A 19569-nucleotide genomic window follows, 5' to 3' on the forward strand; every position below is an offset into this window, starting at 1 on the left:
TCCCGCGTGCTGTCAGTGGATGCGGCGGCCCCGCGCGTCGGGCAGTTCTTCGGCGTATTCGAGTGGCAGCGGGAGGAACTCGATTCGTGGCGCTGCGCATTGTTTCTGCCGACGCTGACGGCGGATTGCCGAGCGAGCTGTGGGATAGCCGGGCACTACTGTATCGCCGCGCGTTCCAATCGCGATGTCACGGAAATCAGCCACCCGAATGCGGTGCCGCGCCGACCCGCTCAGGCGGTGGGAAGCGGTTCGGCCGCCGGTTTCCGCTCGGGGCTCCGGTGCAGGTTGCGCACCGCCGGTACGAGCAACAGGGTCACGCAGCCCAGGGCGCTCACCGCGGTCGCGGCCCCCAGCAGCCGCTCCCCGCCGATGGCGCCGGAGACCGGGCCGGCGAGCGCCTGACCGATCGGCAGGCTGCCGTTGGAGCCGAACACCTCGTACGCCGTGATGCGGTTCAGCATCTCCAGCGGCACCTGGGTCTGCACGCTCGTCTGCCACATCACCGACCAGAACGCCCAGGCCAGGCCGTTGAACGTCGCCGCCGCGAGCAGCATCGGCAGCGACGCGTGCAGGGCGATGGCCAGGGGCAGCAGGCCGTAGCCGAACATGGCGACCGCGCCGGCGGCCAGTGGCCGGGTGGGCCTGATCCGCAACGCCGCCAGCCCGCCGAGGATCGTGCCGACGGCGATGGCGGACTGCACCCAGCCGTACGCCTGGGCGCCCAGACGCCCGCTGATCAGCACCGAGCCGACCGGGACCAGGGGCCCGATCAGGACGATCCCGTACACCGTCCAGACCAGGATCACGCTCCACATCCACGTGCGCGACCGGAACTCCCGCCAGCCCTCGGCCAGGTCGCGCAGCATCGACGTCTCGGTCCCGGTCGCCGGCGAGACGGTGAGCCGGAGGGCGACCAGGCACACCCCGCTGAGCGCGAAGGTGGCGGCGTCGATCAGGTACACCGGCGCGGCGCCCAGGAACGCGTACAGCACGCCGGCCGCCGCGGGCCCGAGCAGGTGGGCGAAGGAACTCGCGACCTTGATGGCGGCGTTGGCCCGGTGCAGATCGTCGCTCACCAGCGGCACCATGCTGTTGACGCCCGGCTGGAACATCGCCGCGGCGGCCCCGCTCACGGCCGAGCACACCAGCAGGAGCGCCAACGGCGGCGTGCCGACGAAGAACGCGATCGCGATGATCCCCTGCGCGACGACCCGCGCCACGTCCGCGGCGATCATCAACGGGCGGGCGCTGAGCCGGTCGGCGAGCACCCCGCTGAACAGGATGCAGCCGAGAAAGGGAATCATCCAGGCGGCGAGCCCCAGTCCGACGCCGGTCGTGCCGTAGATCGCCCCGATCGCCAGCGCTGAGGCCACCGTCAACATGGCATCGCCGAAGGCGGATACCGTGCGGGCTAGGAAGAAATAGGAAAAGTTCTTAGTCCACAGCACCGGGCCAGCGAATCATAATCGTTATTGTCCTGCCACCCGGAACTGCCGCGAGGAAGATTCTCGAACGCCGCTGTCGGGGCGGTCGGGCAGGTTGAGGGGCGTCTTTGTCCGGTGAGGACGCCGTCGCCTTCGCCCGCCGGGTGTCCACCCCGACGCCCGCGAGCCGGCCGTCGAGGCGTCGAGCCGTGGCCGGGCACGGTGTGTCGCAGGGGCCTTGTAGCGTCCGGGCCCGTGAGCGCCCAACAGACGTACCGCTACCTCGGCTCCTCCGCCCTGCGTGCCGACGGCCTCGCCCTGTCCACCAGCGGCGGGCCCGCCCCGAACCCCCGGTTCTTCGCCGGCTTCCTCACCACGCCGCAGCCGGCCGCCGTCGGGCTCCTCGCCGTGGCCGAGGTCGCCCGCACCCGCTACTTCCGGCCGGTCAGCCCGGCCAGCCTCGACCCGGTCGTCACCGGCAGCCGGGACCGGCTGCGGTTCGAGTCGTTCTCCGGCTGCTGCGGCGTCTACGCCCGCCTCGACGCCCTGCCCGAGGGGCTCGACGGCGACGTCCTGGAGCACGGCACCACCAACGTGGACGTCAACAACCCGCTGCGTCAGGCGCTCGCCCGCGTCGGCGGCCTCGACCCGCTGCGCCTCTGCGTCGGCCCCGACGACCTCACCGTGGAGACGATGGACGGCGCGGTCGTGGAGAAGAAGGTGCCGCTGCCGTCGCGCTGGCTGCGCGGCTTCGCCGAGGTGCAGGTCCTCGCCGCCGCGTTCGAGCCGCGGGCGGAGCTCCCGGCCGCCGAGGCGGCGGCGTTCCTGCGCCGGCTGCCGACCACCGGCGACCGCTCGGTGCTCTGGGCGGTCCCGGCCGGCCGAACGCTGCGGCTGACCTCCCGACCCGTCCCCGGCGCCGTGTGCCTGACCGGTCCCGCCCGGCTCACGGCCCTGCGCCCGATGCTGCGCTTCGCCCGGAGCCTACGGGTCTACGGGCCCACCGTCGGGGCCGGCTCGGCGCCGACGCCGAGCACCTGGGAGCTGGACACCGGGGCGCTGCGGCTCTCGCTCACCCTCTCGCCCGAGCCCTACCGCGGCTTCTCCGGCGAGGGCGCCGCCCTGACCGCGCTGGCCGGCGACGACGTGGCCGACGACGCCGACCTGATCTCCGCCCTGCTCGCCTGGGACCCGACCGTCGACGTGGACGCGCTGGCCACCGCCGCCGGCCTCGACGCCGCCCGGGTCCGGGGCGCCCTCGCCCAGCTCGGCACCGCCGGGCGGGTCGGCTACGACGTCTCCGAGGCGGCCTACTTCCACCGCGTCATGCCGTACGACGCCGGCCGGGCCGAGCGGGACAACCCCCGGCTGGTCGGCGCGCGGGCGCTGCTGGAGGCCGGGGCCGTCGACACCGACGCCGCCGGCGCCACCGTGCGCAGCGGCGACGAGGTCTACCGCGTGCGCCGGCTCCCCGACGACCGGTACACCTGCACCTGCCCCTGGTGGGCCAAGCACCGCGGCCGGCGCGGGCCGTGCAAGCACGCGCTCGCCACCCGGATGGCCGCCGCCGGCGTGCGGGAGGCGGTGTGAAGAGCATGATCCGGCGCCGGGTGGAGCTGGCGGCCGGCGGCCCCAGCGACCTGTTCGACCTGATCGAGGCCGGTTCGGCCGGCCGGGTCGCCGACGCCCTGGCCGGGCTGGCCGAACAGCGGCGCCGCGCCCTCGGCGTCGAGCTGACCGACTGGGTCAGGACGCGGCGTCCCGTCCTCTGGGGCCCGGGCCGGGGCACCGCCCTGGCCGTCGCCGCGGTCGGCTGCCTGCCCACCGCCGCCCAGGCCGCCGCGCTCCTCGCCCGGCGCGGCGTCACCATCGACGGGGAACGGGCGGCGCGGCTCGTCCGCGCGACCGCCGCCGATCGCGGCGTCGCCTGGCTGCCCGACCTCGCCCGGCGGTTGGCCGGCAAGCTGGCCCGCGACACCTGGGTCGAGCACTGGCGGTTCGTCGCCGCGCTGCTGCCCGCCGACGCCGAGCCGCCCGGGGACCGCTTCGTCGAGCTGTGGGTGCGGTCCCTGGCGTGGCCCGAGCGGCACCGTGGCGCGCCGGTGCCGCTGCCCGACCGGCTCCGCGCCGACCCGCTCCTGCCCGCGCTGCTGCCCCGGCTGTTCGAGATCGACGGCCTCGGCGCGTCGATGACGTTCGACGAGATCGTCTCCAACCGGCAGGACCGCCGGCCCGTCGTGCTGTCGGCCGCGCTCGCGCAGCTCGCCGCCGAGGGCGTGGTGGCGCGCACCGCCCTGCTCGACGGCGCGGTCGGCCGGCTGCTGCGCGGCGACCGTCCGGTCGCCCTGCGCGCCTTCACCACCCTGCTCGACCAGCTCCAGCCCACCACCGACGAGGTCGCCGCCCGCGCCACCGACTACCTGCGCCTGCTCGCCGACGCGCCCGCCCCCGTGGCGACCGTCGCGCAGAAGGCGCTGCGCGAGCTGCCCGACCTGGAACTGGAGGCGCTCCTCGACACCTCCCGGGAGGTGCTCCTCCGGCCCGACAAGACGCTGGTGCGCGGGCAGCTCGCCTGGCTCGACCGGCTCGCCCGGCGGCACCGGGACCGGGCGGCGGAGATCGCCGAGGTGATCGCCGTCGCGGTCGACCACCCCGCCGTCGACCTGCGCGACCGGGCGACCGCGCTGGCCGCCCGGCACGGCCTCGCACCGGTCGCCGGCGGCCCCGCCCGCACCGCCCCGCGCGGCGACGACCTGCCGCACCCCGGCCCGGCGGCTCCCGCCCCGGCGGCGATCACCGACGTCGACGAGCTGGCCGAGGAGGTCGCCGCGCTGCTCGGCACCGAGCGAGGCGGCGAGCCCCTCGACCGGATCCTCGACGGCGTGGTGCGCCTCGCGGCGACCGACGGCCCCCGGCTGCGCGCCGCGCTCGCCCCGGTCCTCGCCCGCCGCCACTGGTCCTGGGCCACCGACCCCCACTGGGACCCGTGCAGCCTCTCCGGCCTCGTCGGCGAGGTGCTGGAGGCCGCCGGCGAGCCCCGCCCGGCGGCCCCGCAGCCGGGCCGGTGGGCCGCGCTGCTGGCCGCCCTCCGACGCCCCGACCGGTCGGCGGCCCAACCGGAACTCGTCACGACCGACCCCCGGCTCAACGCGCCGCACGCCCTGCTCCGGGCCCGCATCGTCGAGATCGGCCACCATCTCGGGGAGCCGGGCCACCCCGGCCTGCTCGCCGCCCCCACCTCGACCGACGGCGCGCTGGACCCACTGGCGCTGCTGGAGCGCCTCACCGAGCTCGGCGGGCGTGAGCCCTGGCACTGGGACCTCACCCAGGCGCTGCTGCGCCTGCCGCCCGGCGTCGACGACGCGCTGGCCGGCAAGGCCGAGGCGCTGGGCACCGCGGGCGGGGACCGGCTCGCCGCCTGGCTGCGCGCCGGCGGCCTGCCGGACCCGGTGCAGCGCGTCGTCACGCTCGCCCCGCGCGCCCGCAGGAAGGGCTACGACTGGGAGCACGACCAGCTCCCCGCCCGCCGCGTCGCGGTGGAGCTGCGCCCGCCCGCCGGCTACGACGACCGGTACGGCCTGCTGACCGCCGACCCGCCGCCGCTGCACACCGAGCCCCGCACCTGGGCGCGGCTCTGGCCGTCGCTGCTGCCCCACCACCGGGGCGTCGTCGCCGCGTACGTGCTGCCGGAGGTGGCCGCCGCCGCGGACATGGACCAGCGCGACGGCGCCCCCGTGCTGCCGCTGCTCGCCGACTGCGGCGGCGCGGGCGGGGCGGCCGTCGACCTCGCGCTGGCCTACGGCCTCGGCGCCCGCCACGGCGCCGACCGGGTCGCGGCGCTGGACGCCCTGCTCGCCCTGGCCGGGGCGGGCCGCCTCGACGCCGCCGGGGTGGGCGGGCGGCTCGGCGAGCTGGTCGCCGGGCAGGCCGTGAAGCTGACCCGGGCGGTCGAGCCGCTGCGTGACGCCGCCACGGTGGGCGCCCCGCTGACCGTGTGGCGGCTGCTGGCCGCCGCGCTGCCGCCGCTGCTCGCCGCCGGGGCCCCGCCGCGCGGCCTGCCCGACCTGCTCACCCTGGCCACGGAGACGGCCACGGCCACCGGCGTGCGGCTCGGGGTGCCGGGGCTGGCCGAGGTTGCCGCCCGGGGCGGGTCCACCCGGCTGGTGACCGAGGCGCGCCGCCTGCACCGGGCGCTGGCCGACGGCTGATCCGCCCGCCGCCCGGCCCCCGCCGCCGGGGGGCCGGGCCGGCGCATTGACATATGGAAGTGCGTGCGATCAGGATGGGCCCACCCGTCGCCGAGGACCTCCGACCCGCCGCGCCGGCCGTCGGTCCGCGCGCCTTTCGAAAGGTGGCCCGATGCCCCGCTCCGTTCCTCCCCGCCGCTGGCGACGGCGGCTGCCCGCCGCGACCGCCGCGGGCGCGGCCCTGCTCCTGCTGGCCGGCCCGGCCACCGCCGGCCCCGCCGCGCCGGCCGACGCCCCCGGGAACGCGCCCGCCGTCCTCGAACGCTTCGCCGACGAGGCGGCCGACGTGGTGGAGGTGACCGTCGCCGACACCGCCCGGCTCGACGAGCTGGTCGCCACCGGGGTCGACCTCGACCACCACGTCACCCGCACCGACCAGGGCGTCGTGGCGCACGCCGTGGTCACCCCCACCGAGGCCGCGGCGCTGCGGCGGATGGGCTACCGGCTCGGCGCCGTCCTGCACACCTCGGCCGACTCCGCCGCGAGGGTCGCCGAACGCGAGGCGACCATCGGCGCGCACCGGGCGGAGAACCGCGCGTACTCCGCGAGCCTGCGCGCCACGGCCGCCGCCTCCGGCGTGCGGATCATCCGGGCCGACTACTACACCTCCGGCAGCAGCCAGGTGCTGTCGGTCGAGGCGAAGTGGGCCGAGGGTCAGACCTCGACGAGCACCCTGACGGTGTCCCGCGACAGCGGCCCCGGCACGCAGCCGGGCTCCGGTGGCACCCAGACCATCTCCCGGTTCGTCGACGCCGGGGTCTACCTCTACCACCGGGGGGCCGCCACGGTCACCGCCCGGCCGCATCGCATCGAGGTGACCAGCCCGACCGGCGACGTCGCGGTGGCCGAGGTGAAGGAGTGGCTGCCGATCCCCGACGACGACCCGGAGGGCCCCGGCTACCAGAAGGACTTCGTCACCAGCTACCTCACCCCGACCGAGCTGTACGCGCGCGTCCGCCAGCTCGCCGCGGACTTCCCCCGGCTGGCCGAGGTCGTCGAGCTGCCGTACCGCACCAACGGGTACCGCCGCAAGGCGCAGGTGGTGCTCGGCGCCACGGCCGCCGACCGGGTCGCGGTCGACTCGTTGGCCTGGGGGCACGAGGGCGGCAACGAGATCTCCGTCGAGCTGGCCGACCCGGGGGCGGCCGACCGGGCGCTGGAGGTCGCCGTGACCGGCAGGGCGATCCGGGTCAGCCTGGCCACCGACGCCGCCGGCGCGGTCACCAGCACCGCCGCCCAGGTCGTCGCGGCCCTCAACGCGCGGGCGGGCACGCTGGTGCGGGCGTACCCGTACCGGGGCAGCGCCGGCGACGGCAAGGTCTCGCCGGTCGCCGCGACCCCGCTGTCGGACAACCTGAAGGCGCCGGCCGGCGTGTCCCGCGACCCCCACCCGGTGTACGCCATCCGCATCGGCAAGCACCGGGACGGCTCCCGCACGGGAGTGCTCGCCTACGCGCAGGAACACGCGCGCGAGTGGGTCCCGCCGTTGGTGACGATCGAGACCGCCGAGCGGCTGCTGCGCAACTACGCCCACGACAGCCGGACCCGGCAACTGCTCGACGACCTGGACATCTGGATCGCCCCCTCGATCAACCCCGACGGCGGGCACTACTCGTTCTACGACTTCGCCTCGCAGCGGCGCAACATGACCAACCACTGCCCGGCCGGCGGCGCGACCGACGCCCTCGCCCGCAACTCGTGGGGCGTGGACAACAACCGCAACTACAGCGAGTACAGCCTCTTCGACGGGTACTCGGGCGCGTCGGCGAGCTGCACGAGCGACACGTACGCCGGGCCGGGCGAGCTGACCGAGCCGGAGAACAGGAACCTCGACTGGCTGGCGCGACGGCCGAACGTCAAGTTCTCGATGAACCTGCACTCCTCGGGCAACTACTTCATGTGGTCCCCGGGCGCGTACTCGTTGCCGGGCCGGATCTCGGCCCCGCGCCCGACGCTGGCCGAGGAGTCGTTCTTCTGGGGCGCGTCCTCGCGGATCCTGACCGCGATCAAGCGGCACCGCAACATGGCCGTCACCCCGGCCCGGACCGGCCCCATCTCCGACGTGCTCTACTCGGCGGCGGGAAACTCCGGTGACATGCTCTGGTACCGGTACGGCATCTACGCCTGGAACTTCGAGGTCGGCAACACCTTCCAGCCGGCGTGGGACGAGGCGCACCAGCAGAGCCAGGAGTTCGCCAACGGCCTGGTCGAGCTGATGCGGGTGGCGCGGGACTTCGACCGCGACCGGCGGCGCCCGGACAGCCGGCTCTCCCTCGCCCCCGGCGCGACCCCGGGCACGGTGGACGTGCGCTTCGAGGTCAGCGAGCCGGCGGCGGTGTTCTACACCCTCGACGGCGGCCGGCCGACCTACGCCTCCACCCTGTACGGCTCCGCCGGCATCCGGGAGGGCGGGGAGACGCTCACCGTCCCGGCCGGCACCACGATCCACTGGTTCTCGGTGGACGCGGCCGGCAACGTCGAGAAGAACTACCGCCCGGACGGCCACGGCAAGAACTTCAACAAGGGCCGGGCGGTGCTGCCCGCCCGCTGACCGGCCGGCCCGGCCCGGGGCGTGCTCCCCGGGCCGGGCCTCCCGTCGACGACGCGGCGACCCGGTCGGCCGCGGACCGCTGCGGCCGACGTCGGTGCGGGGGCGGCCGGTGAGCGCCCGGCGCCCCGGGGTGCGGTTCGCTTCACAGTCTGCAAGCTTGCAGAGCCTGCAAAAATTCTTGTACGCTTCGCCGCGTGACGCCGTCCCCGCCCGCCTCCGCCCCCGGTCGGCGTGACCGCAAGAAGCGGCAGACCCGCGCCGCGCTGGTCGAAGCGGCGCTGCGCCTCGTCGCCGAGCGCGGGCTGGACCACGTGACGGTGGAGGAGATCAGCGCGGCGGCGGACGTCTCCGCACGCACCTTCTTCAACTACTTCGCCTGCAAGGACGACGCCCTCGTCGGCGACCACGACGCCGACGCCGACCGGATCCTGGCGCGGCTGACCGCCGTGCCGCCGGAGGTCCCCGTGCTGGCCGCGCTGCGCGCCGCCGTCGCCGAGGTGATCGAGGAGGTGCAGGCCGAACGCGAGCTGTGGTGCCTGCGGATGGACGTGGTGACGCGCAACCCCGCGCTGCTGCCGCGCCTGGTCGCCGGCAACGTCGAGGTCGAGAACGCCGTCGCCGGGGTCATCGCCGCCCGCGTCGGCGTCGCCCCCGACCACCCCTATCCCGCCCTCGTCGCGGCGGTGACCGGGGCGGCCCTGCGCGCCGCGACGACCCGCTGGGCGACGGCCGGCGATAACCGAAACCTGGCCGACCTCGTTGACGAGGCATTCGCCGCGCTGGCCGCCGGCCTGCCGGCGCCCCGCTGAACCCGGCCCACCGCCAGTCCCGATCACTGTCAGCTACGTGAGGAATCGCCGATGGCCTCTACCGCCCTGCCCGTCAAGACCCCCGGAGTCGGCACCGGGCGCATGTCCCGCCGCGAGGTGCTCCAGGCCCTCTCCGGCCTGATGGTCGGCATGTTCGTCGCGGTCGTCGCCTCGACGGTCGTGGCGAACGCGTTGCCGCGCATCGTCGCCGACCTGAACGGCACCCAGACCGTCTACACCTGGATCGTCACCGCCGAGCTGCTGGCCATGACGGCGACCGTGCCGCTGTGGGGCAAGATGGCCGACCTCTACAGCAAGAAGCTGCTCATCCAGCTCTCCCTCGGGCTGTTCGTGGCCGGCTCGCTGATCGCCGGCTTCTCCCCGAACGTCGAGGTGCTCGTGGTCAGCAGGGTCGTGCAGGGCGTCGGCGCCGGCGGCATGACCGCCCTGGCCACGATCGTCATGGCGGCGATGATCCCGCCCCGCGAGCTGGGCCGCTACGCCGGCATCTTCGGCGCGGTGTTCGGCGTCGCCACCATCGCCGGCCCGCTCATCGGCGGCGTGCTGGTCGACACGTCGTGGCTCGGCTGGCGCTGGTGCTTCCTGATCGGCGTGCCGTTCAGCCTGCTCTCCATCGTCCTGCTCCAGCGCACCCTGCACCTGCCGGTGACCCGGCGGAAGGTCCGCATCGACTGGCTCGGCGCGCTGCTCATCACCGCCGGGGTCTGCACCATGCTGATCTGGTCGTCGCTGGCCGGCAACAAGTTCGCCTGGGCCTCCGGGTGGACCGCCCTGCTGGTCGGCGGCGGGCTCGTCCTGCTGGCGCTGGCCGTGCTGGTGGAGTCCCGCGCGGCCGAGCCGATCGTGCCACTGAGCATCTTCCGCAACCGCACGGTGTCGCTGGCCACCATCGCGAGCACGCTGGTCGGCGTGGCCATGATCGGCGGCACCGTCTTCCTGTCCCAGTACTTCCAGATCTCGCTCGGTCAGTCGCCGACGGTGGCCGGGCTGATGAGCCTGCCCATGATCCTCGGTCTGCTGGTCTCCTCGACCGTCGCCGGGCAGCTCATCACCAAGTACGGCCGGTGGAAGCGCTACCTGCTGACCGGCGGCGTCGTGATGACGCTGGGCATGGTGCTGCTGTCCACCATCGACGCCCACACCAACAGGCTGCTGCTCGGCACGTACATGGCGGTGCTCGGCATCGGCGTGGGTCTGCTGATGCAGAACCTCGTCCTCGCCGCGCAGAACGACGTGCCCGCGCAGGAACTGGGCGCCACCACCTCCGCGCTGACCTTCTTCCGCAGCATGGGCGCGGCGATCGGGGTCAGCGCCCTGGGCGCCGTCCTGGCAAACCGGGTGGCCTCGCTGACCGCCAAGAAGCTCGGGCCGCTCGCCGCGGGTGCCGGCGAGGGCGGCTCCACCGAGGTGCCCGACCTGTCGGCCCTGCCCGAGCCGGTGCTCCGGGTGGTGCGGGACGTGTACGGGATCGCCACGGCCGAGCTGTTCCTCGTCGGCGCGCCGTTCGCCCTGCTCTCCCTGGTCGCGGTGCTGTTCATCAGGGAGAAGCCGCTGCACACCCTCAGCGGCAGCGAGCGGCTCGCCCAGGAGGAGGCCGCCGGCGCGCCCCCGACGCGCTGAGCCACCCGTTGCCCGGCGCGGCGGCGCCCCGCCCGGGGGGCGTCGCCGCGCGCGGCCGACTGGTGACCGTCGCCGCACCGGCACGCCCCCCGGACGGCGGGCCGACGGTTACGGGGTGTCGACGACCTCCCGCCCCAGGGGCCAGAACGCCGTGGGGACGAGCTTGAAGTTGGCGATCCCGAACGGGATGCCGATGATCGTGACGCAGAGCGCGACACCGGCGGCGATATGGGACAGGGCCAGCCACCAGCCCGCCAGCACCACCCAGAGGACGTTGGCCAGCCCCGAGCCGACGCCCGCGCCCGGCTTCGGCACCACTGTCCGGCCGAAGGGCCACAGCGAGTAGCCGGCCAGCCGCAGGGAGGCGACGCCGAACGGGATGGTGACGACCAGCGCGAAGCAGATCAGCGCGGCGATGCCGTACCCGATCGCCAGCACGATCCCGCCGCCGAAGACGAGCCACAACACGTTCAGCAGAAAGCGAATCACCCTCTCAGCATGACCCGCCCCCGCCACCCTGCCTCTCCCGCCAACCCGCCGGGCCCGGGGCGTCCGGCCCCGCTGATCCGCCAGCCCCGGGCGTCCGGCCCCGCTGACCCGCCACCCCGGGCGTCCGGTCCCGCCGAAGCGCCGCTGCCGGGGCCGCCGTGGCGTAGCCTGGATCTGCGCCGATACGTCCGCCTTGTCGGGTGCGGCCGAGGGTTGACAACTGCTCGCGACAGGGGCACCCGGTGAGCGAACGACTCGACCGGTTCTTCGCCGGCCTCGAGGACTCCGCCCGGGGCCGGCTGCCCCGCACGCCCACCGGCACCATCCGCTTCGTCGTCGTCGGCGGCGACGGGGGCGGCGCGACCTGGTTCGTCACCCTCGACGGCGGCCGGGCCCGGGTCGGCCGCGCCGACCGCGAGGCCGACTGCGTCGTGGAGATCGGGACGGACACCTTCGAACGGCTGACCGCCGGGGCCGAGCACGTCCTGGCGCTGCTGCTGCGCGGCAGCGTCTCCGTCGAGGGCGACCTGTCGCTGTTCGTGGCGTTCCAACGGCTGCTGCCGGCCCCGGCCGAGTGCCCCGCGCCCGAGCCGGTCGCGGAGGTCGGCGCCGAGCGGGCCGACATCGGGCTCCAGGACACCAGCAGCGTCTTCTACGGCAACATGTTCCTGATCAGCACCCGCAACGGCGACGTCGCGGCGGAGCCGGCCAGCCCGCTCGGCCTCTTCCACCTCGACACCCGCTTCCTGTCGACCTGGCGGCTGACCGTCGACGGGGAGCCGCTCACCGCGCTCTCGGTCGACGACGTCCAGTCCTTCGAGGCCAAGTTCGCGCTGGTGCCCGGCCAGCCCACGCACTACGTCAGCGCCACCACGTCGATCCTGCGGCACCGCTGGTTGGGGCGGACCTTCGAGGAGGAGGTCACGCTCTTCAACTACGCGCCCGAGCCCGTCCGGTACACGGTCCGGCTCGACGTCGGCGCGGACTTCGCGGAGATCCAGGAGATCCGCGAAGGGCTGTGCCGGGAGCGCGAGGTCCGCGCCACCGTCGAGGAGGGCGCGCTGCGGCTGCACTACCACCGGCAAACCCTCTACCGGGAGACGGTCGTCTGCGCCAGCGAGGCCGCCCGCGCCGACGAGCGCGGCCTCACGTTCCGGGTCACCGTCGGGCCGCACGGCACCTGGTCCGTGCGGCTGCGCGTCCTGACCCTGGTCCGAGACCTGCGGCGACGCGACCTGCGCGAGCGGCTGCGCAGCTCCACCGACCGCTCGCGGGCCGAGGTCGGCCGGGAGATCGAGGAGACGGTCGCCGGCGCGCCCCGGCTGCGCGCCGACCACCGGCCGCTGGTCGAGGCGTACCGGCGTGGGGTGCGCGACCTCGCCGCCCTGCACTACGCGGGCCTGAACTACCGGGAGCGGCTGCCCGCCACCGGCCTGCCCTGGTCGATGACCTTCCTCGCCCGGGAGAGCCTGGTCAGCAGCCTCCAGGTGCTGCCGTTCCTGCCGCGCCGCGCCGTCGACACCCTGCGGATCCTGGCGCTGACCCAGGGCAGCCGCCGCGACGCGTTCCGCGGCGAGCAGCCGGGCCGGATCCTCCAGGAGATCCGGTACGGCGAGTCGTCCGCCTTCGGCGACACCCGTGGCGCGTCCGACTTCTCCGCCGTCGACACCACCCCGCTCTTCCTCGTCCTGCTCGACGAGTACGAGCGCTGGAGCGGCGACGCCGAGCTGGTCCGCCGCTACGAGTTCGAGGCCCGCGCCGCTCTCGCCTGGCTCGACGAGCGCGCCGACCCGGTGGGCGACGGCTACGTCTGGTCCACCCGCCGGCAGACCCGGGCCGGCCCGGTCAACGAGAGCTGGCGAAGCTCCGAGTCGGCCATCTGCTTCCGCGACGGGCGGCTGCCCACCTTCCCCCTGGCGATCTGCGAGGTCCAGGGCTACGCCTACGACGCCCGGCTGCGGGCGGCCCGGATGGCCCGGCTGTTCTGGGGCGACCCGGCCTACGCCGACCGGCTGGAGCGGGCCGCCGAAGGGCTGCGGGAACGGTTCGAGCGGGACTTCTGGCTGCCCGACCGGGGCTGTTACGCGCTGGCGTTGCAGGCCGACGGCCAGCGCGTCGACGCCCTCGCGTCGAACGTCGGGCACCTCCTCTGGAGCGGCATCGTCGACCCGGAGCGGGCCGAGCGCCTGGTCGGGCACCTGCTCGGGCCCGCCCTCTTCTCGGGCTGGGGCATCCGCACCCTGGCCGCCACCGAGTGGCGGTTCAACCCGCTGGGCCACCACACCGGCGCGATCTGGCCGGCGGACAACTCCCTCATCGCCTGGGGCCTGCGCCGGTACGGCTTCAAGCGGGAGGCGGCCCGGCTCGCCCAGGCGCTGCTGGATGCCGGTCGGCACTTCCGGGGCTGGCTGCCCGCCTACTTCGCCGGCTACGACCGGGCCACCACCCGGGTGCCCGTGCCGCACCGCTTCACCGACAGCCCGTACGCCCCGTCGGCCGGGGCGGCGCCGCTGCTGCTGCGCTGCCTGCTCGGCCTCGAACCGCACGACGACCACCTCAAGGTCGACGCCGGGCTGCCGGCGGGGATGGGTCAGGTCGCGCTCTTCGACGTCCCGGGTCGCTGGGGGTACGCCGACGCCCTCGGGCGGGGCCACGACGTCCACGACCCGCCCCGCCCCTGACCCGCGCCCCGGCCGCTCAGCGCACCCGCTGGGCGGCGGCCCTCTCCCGTACCAGGTGGAACAGCTCCTCGTGGGCGTCCAGACCGCGCTCGGCCGCGAAGAGCGCTCGCGCCTCGTGGGCCTTGGCCTCCCGCCAATGGGCCGGGGCGTCGGCCAGCTCCAGGATCGCCCGGTGCAGCGCCTCCGGATCGCGCGGCGGCACCAGGGCGCCGAACCCCGTCGCCAGGACCGGGTAGCGCCCGCCGGGCAGGTCGGTGGTCACCGACGGCACGCCGCACATCATGGCCTCGGCCTGCACGATGCCGAACGACTCCGCCACGGACGGCAGGGCGAACACGTCGATGGAGGCGTAGAAGTCGTCGATCTCCTGGCCGCGCAGTTCCCCGAGCACCCGGATGCGGCTGTCCGCGCCGATCTCCGCCCGGACGTCGGCCAGGTTGTCGCCGCCCATCACGGTCCGGTAGTTGCCGCCGATCAGCAGCCGGGCGTCGGGGTCGGCGATCCGCCGGAAGGCCCGGACGAGGTACGGGATGCCCTTGTCCTCCACGATCCGGCCCAGGAAGCCGACGTGCAGGCCGCCGCCGCTGCGGTAGCGGGGTCGGCCGCCCCGCCGGTCCAGGCAGGGGGCGGGGATGGCCCGGAACTCCCGCCGCCGCACCAGGGGCCAGAACTTCGACGCGTGGGCCTGGTCCTCGCTGTTGGTCACCACCGCCGCCGACCGGCGGATCGTCGCCCAGGAGGTCACGTCGGACGCGGCGACCGCGACCCGGTTGAGCAGGCCCGGCGGGAGGTACAGGTCGATGTGCAGCATGCTCACGATCGGGGTGGGCCGGGCGAACCGGGCCAGCAGCGCGGCCTCGGCCATCGGCAGGTTCAGGTAGAGCAGCGCCGACCGGCGGGCCACCCGGGCGGCCTCGACCGGGTACGCCGGGCTGATCTGCGCCCGGGTGATCCGGCCGAGCACCGGGGAGCGGTGCACGTCCACGCCGTTGATGGTCTCCCGGCGCGGGGTGGACGGGTCGTGCTGGCTGGTCACCACCGCCACCCGCCAGCCGCGCGCGGCCATGCCCTCGGCGACGGTGCGGGCCGTGTGGGTCACCCCGCTCATGTACGGCGTGTAGTAGGTCAGGGCGACGGTGAGGTCGTACTGCGGGGCCGCGTGGTTCACGGGGTTCCTTTCTCGACGGCTGCTACGGCTTCTCCAGCGACACGACGACGAGCTGCCCGCTGTGGTCGGACAGGCCGTCGGGGGGCACCATCCGGTACCGGTGCACGTCGACGTCCGAGGTGGTGAAGACCCAGTCGAGCCGCCACAGCGGCAGCCCGTACCAGGCCCACGAGGTCGGGTACGGCGAGCGCAGGGCGGCGCCGGCGTCGACCAGCCGGTCGGGCAGCGCGCGCAGCAGCCGCATCGCCGGGGAGGTGTTGAGGTCGCCGGCCAGCACGATCGGGTTAGGGTTGCCGGCGGCGTCGGCGGCCAGCGCCCGGTAGCTGGCCCGCCGCAGGTCGTGGCGGGCCAGGCTGTCGTCGGCGGTGTCCGGGCGGCGAGCCGGCAGGCCGACGACCGGCACCTGCAGGTGCGCGTTGTAGAACGACACCACCCGCCCGCCGACCAGCAGGTCCGTGCGCAGCGTCTTGACCGTGTGGTACGCCGGCAGCCGGGAGTCGGCCGGCGGGAGGTCCGGCCACGACCGCGCCAGCCAGGGGCGCAGGTCGACCGGGCGGTCCAGGACGATCGGGAACCGGGACAGCGTCACCAGCTCGCCGGAGACCGCGACGTGGAAGCCGGGGAACTCCCGGCGCACCCGGTCCGGGTCGGTGACCGGCAGCGGGGTCCAGTCCGAGCCGGTGACGTAGAGCTGTTCCTGGAGCAGGTACACGTCGGCCTGCTGCGCCCGCAGGTACCGGTAGAACCGGTCCGGGTCGCGGATCGGCTCGCCTTCGGGACCGGTGCGCACGAGCTGGTCCCAGTACCAGGTGTTCCAGGAGAACACCCGGATCGCGTCCGGCGGCGCCGGGGCGGGCCGGTGCCACAGGGCGGCGGCGTTGACCCCGGCGCAGGGCCAGCCCAGCGCCAGCGACGCCACGGCCAGCGCCGCGCCCACCGCCCGGGCGCGCCGCGCGAGCGGCGCGGCGGCCAGCAACAGGAGCGGCACGGCGAGGAAGAGCAGCGGCGGGACCAGGTCGAGGTTCCACCACCAGGCCCGCCCGGACAGCAGCAGGTGCGCCGCCACGAACGTCAGCCACGCGCCGGCCGCGCCGAGCAGCAGCCGGGCAACCCACCGCCCGCGCCGCGCCGGTCGCCGGTGCGCGCCCCCGCGCCCGGTGGGCCGCTGGACCTCCGCCGGCGCGTGGGTCGTCATCCCTGGCCCCGGGCGGCGAGCAGGAGCACGCCGGACAGCACCGCCCACAGGGCGGTGTTCGTGACCAGGACGGGATCGCGCAGGGTACGCACCGGGTTCCCGCCGGCGTTCTGCACGAGCACGAGTTGCAGGTAGCGGAACAGCCCGAAGACGGCCATCGGGGTGAGCACGACCACCGCCGTGGCGTCGTACGCCCCCAGCGGCGCCTCGTCGCGCAGGTAGAGCAGGTAGCTGCCGGCGGTGAGGGCGGCCGAGAGCTGCATGAGCTGCTCGGTGAGGGCCACGGTGTAGCCGCGCAGCGCGGGCCGGTGCGCGGCCCCGGTGGCGTGCAGCTCCTGCCGGCGCTTGCCGAGGACGAGCAGCAGGCACAGGGTGAACACGGCGGTGAGCAGCCAGCCGGGGATGGGGGCGCCGGTGGCCAGGTAGCCGTAGGTGAGCCGGAGCACGAAGCCGCCGGCGACGAGGAAGACGTCCAGTGGCGGCACGTGCTTGAGGCCCAGGGAGTAGGCGAGGTTGAGCAGCAGGTAGGCGGCCACGGGCCAGGCGGTGGCCGCGCTCTGGAGGGCGAGCAGGGCGACCAGCAGCGCCGCCACGCCCCCGGCGAACACGGCAGCCACCCGCGGCGAGACCTGCCCGGAGGCGATCGGGCGGTGCCACCGCTCCGGGTTGTCGGCGTCGCGGTGCCGGTCGAGCAGGTCGTTGAGGACGTAGACGAGCACGGAGGCGAGGGTGAACGCGACGATCGCCCCGGCCAGGTCGGTCAGCCCGGCGCGGCTCCAGGAGAGCGGGTCGAGCAGCGGCACGCCGATGACGACGACGTTCTTGGGCCACTGGTCGGGCCGGGTGAGCCGGGCCAGGCCGGCGGTCAGGGCGCCGGTGCGCGCGCCGACGGTGGGCCGCGCGGCGGTGGCCGGCGCCGCCGGGGTGGGCAGGACGGGGTTCATCAGAAGAACACCTTCGCCACGCGCAGGGCCCCCTGCGCCCAGGGCTCCCGGCTGGTGCGCCCGGCCGGGCGGGCCGCCCCCCGCGAGCGCTCGGCCCGCCACCAGTCGAACGTGGCCAGCAGGGCGTCCCGGTTGGAGTACGCCGGGACGAACCCGAGCCGCTCGCGGGCCTTGTCGGTGCTGACGTAGGAGTCGGCGAGGAGCTTGTGCAGCAGCCTGTCGTACACGGGGGAGAGCCGCGCCCGGCCGAGGAGCTGGAGGGCGGCCACGGCGGGCCGGGCGGGCACGGAGACGACCCGCCGGTGGTGGCCCGCCGCGTCGAGCACCGCCTGGAAGTCCTCGCGCAGCGTGCCGAACCGGGCGGCGGCCACGTTGAAGGTGTCGTCGGCGGCGGCCGGGTCGGCGCGCAGCGCGGTGAGGACGCACTCGGTGAGGTCCTCCACGGCGCACATCTGGATCCGCACGTCGCCCCGGCCGAGGATGGGGAAGTGGCGTCCCTCGTGCGCCCACTCGAAGAGCATGGCGAACAGCCCCATCCGCCCCGGCCCCAGGAACGTCTTCGGCCGCAGCACCGGCACGCAGAGCCCGGCGGCGCGGAACTCCTCGGCCACCTCCTCGGCGGCGGCCTTCGCGCGCCCGTAGGCGTCCACCGGCGCGCGGGGGTGGGTCTCCGGCGTCGGCACCAGCTCGGGCAGCCCGTACACGGCGGTGGTGGAGATGTGCACGACCCGGGGCACGCCCGCGTCGCGGGCGGCGGACAGGACGCTGCGGGTGCCGTCGACGATCACCGAGTGGATCTCGGCCGGGGCGTAGCTGGGCAGCGCGGCGGCGCAGTGCACCACCGCGCCGGCCCCGGCGAACGCCCCGGTCATCGCGGCCCGGTCCCGCACGTCGGCGACGGTGACGCCGATCCCCGGGTCGGCGGGCGGTCGCACGTCCACCCCGCGCGCGGGCACGCCCTCGGCGGCCAGGCGGCGGACGACGAAGCCGCCGAGCATTCCGCTCGCGCCGGTCACCACGACCGGGCGGCCGTCGCCTACCACGCGGAACTCACCTTCTCGCGTACGAAGCCGGTGAGCAGCCGGCGCAGCCCCAGCGCGAGGGTGGCGTCGAGCGCCCGGAGGAAGTGCTCCAGGTCCGCCGGCTCGGCCATCAGGGTCGGGGCGACCATGAGCGGGTTCTCCACGTTGGGGCTGTAGTAGGTCATGATCTTGTGCTCGCGGTACAGGTGGGCGATCACCGACAGGGTGATCAGCTTCGTGCCGAACCGGGGGTCGTGGGCGAAGCCGGGGACCAGCTTCCCGGCCAGGTCGAGCAGCTTGGGGCCGCCGTTGAGGAACACGCCCCACAGCGCGCCGACGCCCGCGACGCGGTCGACCGCGTCCGGGTGGGCCGCGCGGACGCGTTCCAGGCCGGGGCCGAGGATCGCCCCGACGCGTCGGGCGCGGGCCGGGAAGTCCTCCTCCACGACCACGTTGACCGCCTCGACGGCGGTCGCGGTCTCCTCGCCGAATCCGTAGTACGTGGTGCTGTGCAGGATCACGTCGGAGAGCCGGTCGTACGCCTTGCGGAACAGCTTCTCCCGCACCGTGTACCCGGAGATCGACGCCTTCCCGCCGCCGAGGGACTTGGAGTAGACGAGCACGTCCGGCAGCAGGCCCTCGTGGCGCATGAAGTAGAACAGTTCCCCCGTCTTGCCCCAGCCGGTGTAGACCTCGTCGAAGATCAGCACGATCTCCTCGTCGGTGCAGAGCTGCCGCAGCTCCCGCAGCGCCGACTCCGACCAGCAGCGCATGCTCGACGCGCTGAACGGCTCCACCATCAGCGCGTACACGTCGCAGGAGCCGTCGGGCCGGCGGGTGGCCTCCACGGCGGCCCGCACCGCCGCCACGTCGCCGTACGGGTACACCACCGCGTTGGGCAGCCCCGGGAACCGGAAGTGGTTCTCGGCCGACCCGGTGAGGCTGCCCGCCCCGAGGGTCTTGCCGTGGAAGCTGATGTCGGCGCGCAGGATGGTCTGCCGGCGGCCCTCGTGGTACTTGTACGCCAGCTTGATCGCGCCCTCGTTCGCCTCCGCCCCGGAGTTCGGGAAGTAGGAGATGTTCAGGTCGCCGGGGAGCAGCTCCGCCACGTTGTGGCTCAGCGCCGCCAGGTACGGCGAGAAGAACGCCTTGTGCACCTCCATCCGCCGCTGCTCGGCGAAGCGGGCCCGCGCGGCGAGGACGCGGGGGTGGTTGTGCCCGTGGTTGAGCACCCCCACCCCGCCGGACATGTCCAGCACCCGGTTGCCGTCGCGCATGTGCACCCAGGCGCCCTCGGCCCGGTCCACCAGCTCCCGGCCGAAGCCGAAGGTGGTCATCAGCGACACCTGCGACCGGCTGACGTACCGGCGGTAGAGGTCGTGCACCTCGCGCGCCGTC

General features: G+C 75.0%; 13 protein-coding genes. 6 read left to right on the top strand and 7 right to left on the bottom strand.

Annotated features, from left to right (window positions below; translation table 11 throughout):
* Window positions 1-230: 230 nt before the first annotated feature.
* Complete coding sequence (locus LPU43_RS21815) at window positions 231-1448, bottom strand: MFS transporter (protein WP_255686471.1); 1218 nt, start codon at window positions 1446-1448, stop codon at window positions 231-233.
* A 231-nt stretch (window positions 1449-1679) separates the two neighbouring features.
* On the opposite strand from LPU43_RS21815, the gene LPU43_RS21820 reads away from it, so the two are divergent.
* The 5 genes from LPU43_RS21820 (at window position 1680) to LPU43_RS21840 (ending at window position 10672) form a co-directional block, all read left to right on the top strand.
* Window positions 1680-3014 (top strand): SWIM zinc finger family protein, encoded by a 1335-nt coding sequence (locus tag LPU43_RS21820; protein WP_229402362.1) that lies wholly within the window; start codon window positions 1680-1682, stop codon window positions 3012-3014.
* Between the two features lie 5 nt (window positions 3015-3019).
* Window positions 3020-5632 carry a DUF6493 family protein gene (locus tag LPU43_RS21825; RefSeq protein WP_229402399.1) on the top strand — a complete coding sequence of 871 codons (2613 nt, stop codon included), beginning with the start codon at window positions 3020-3022 and terminating at the stop codon, window positions 5630-5632.
* Window positions 5633-5783: 151 nt separating this feature from the next.
* On the top strand, window positions 5784-8222 hold the full coding sequence (locus tag LPU43_RS21830; RefSeq protein ID WP_229402363.1) for a M14 family metallopeptidase: 2439 nt from the start codon (window positions 5784-5786) through the stop codon (window positions 8220-8222).
* Between the two features lie 194 nt (window positions 8223-8416).
* A complete protein-coding gene (locus LPU43_RS21835) occupies window positions 8417-9031 on the top strand; it encodes a TetR/AcrR family transcriptional regulator (protein ID WP_229402364.1) in 615 nt (204 codons plus the stop codon).
* 51 nt (window positions 9032-9082) lie between these two features.
* A complete protein-coding gene (locus tag LPU43_RS21840) occupies window positions 9083-10672 on the top strand; it encodes an MDR family MFS transporter (protein ID WP_229402365.1) in 1590 nt (529 codons plus the stop codon).
* Window positions 10673-10780: 108 nt separating this feature from the next.
* Here LPU43_RS21840 and LPU43_RS21845 read toward each other — a convergent pair whose 3' ends face one another.
* Entirely contained in the window at window positions 10781-11161 is a 381-nt protein-coding gene (locus tag LPU43_RS21845; RefSeq protein WP_229402366.1) for a YccF domain-containing protein, read from the bottom strand.
* Between the two features lie 242 nt (window positions 11162-11403).
* Between LPU43_RS21845 and LPU43_RS21850 the strand changes: the two genes are divergently transcribed.
* On the top strand, window positions 11404-13842 hold the full coding sequence (locus LPU43_RS21850; RefSeq protein ID WP_229402367.1) for a glycogen debranching N-terminal domain-containing protein: 2439 nt from the start codon (window positions 11404-11406) through the stop codon (window positions 13840-13842).
* Window positions 13843-13858: 16 nt separating this feature from the next.
* Here LPU43_RS21850 and LPU43_RS21855 read toward each other — a convergent pair whose 3' ends face one another.
* From LPU43_RS21855 to LPU43_RS21875, 5 genes are read right to left on the bottom strand one after another with little or no spacing between them, the layout of a single operon-like run.
* A complete protein-coding gene (locus LPU43_RS21855; RefSeq protein ID WP_229402368.1) occupies window positions 13859-15010 on the bottom strand; it encodes a glycosyltransferase family 4 protein in 1152 nt (383 codons plus the stop codon).
* 22 nt (window positions 15011-15032) lie between these two features.
* Complete coding sequence (locus LPU43_RS21860; RefSeq protein ID WP_229402369.1) at window positions 15033-16205, bottom strand: endonuclease/exonuclease/phosphatase family protein; 1173 nt, start codon at window positions 16203-16205, stop codon at window positions 15033-15035.
* A complete protein-coding gene (locus tag LPU43_RS21865) occupies window positions 16202-17149 on the bottom strand; it encodes a UbiA prenyltransferase family protein (protein ID WP_229402370.1) in 948 nt (315 codons plus the stop codon). The genes LPU43_RS21860 and LPU43_RS21865 overlap by 4 nt, the downstream gene beginning before the upstream one ends.
* On the bottom strand, window positions 17149-18192 hold the full coding sequence (locus LPU43_RS21870; protein WP_255686476.1) for an NAD-dependent epimerase/dehydratase family protein: 1044 nt from the start codon (window positions 18190-18192) through the stop codon (window positions 17149-17151). Before LPU43_RS21870 ends, LPU43_RS21865 begins: the two co-directional genes overlap by 1 nt.
* The gene (locus LPU43_RS21875) at window positions 18186-19508 is read right to left on the bottom strand and encodes an aspartate aminotransferase family protein (protein WP_229402401.1); all 1323 of its coding nucleotides are present in this window, start codon (window positions 19506-19508) and stop codon (window positions 18186-18188) included. Before LPU43_RS21875 ends, LPU43_RS21870 begins: the two co-directional genes overlap by 7 nt.
* Window positions 19509-19569 lie beyond the last annotated feature (61 nt).

Source organism: Micromonospora okii, assembly GCF_020884795.1.
Classification (GTDB): Bacteria; Actinomycetota; Actinomycetes; order Mycobacteriales; family Micromonosporaceae; genus Micromonospora; species Micromonospora okii.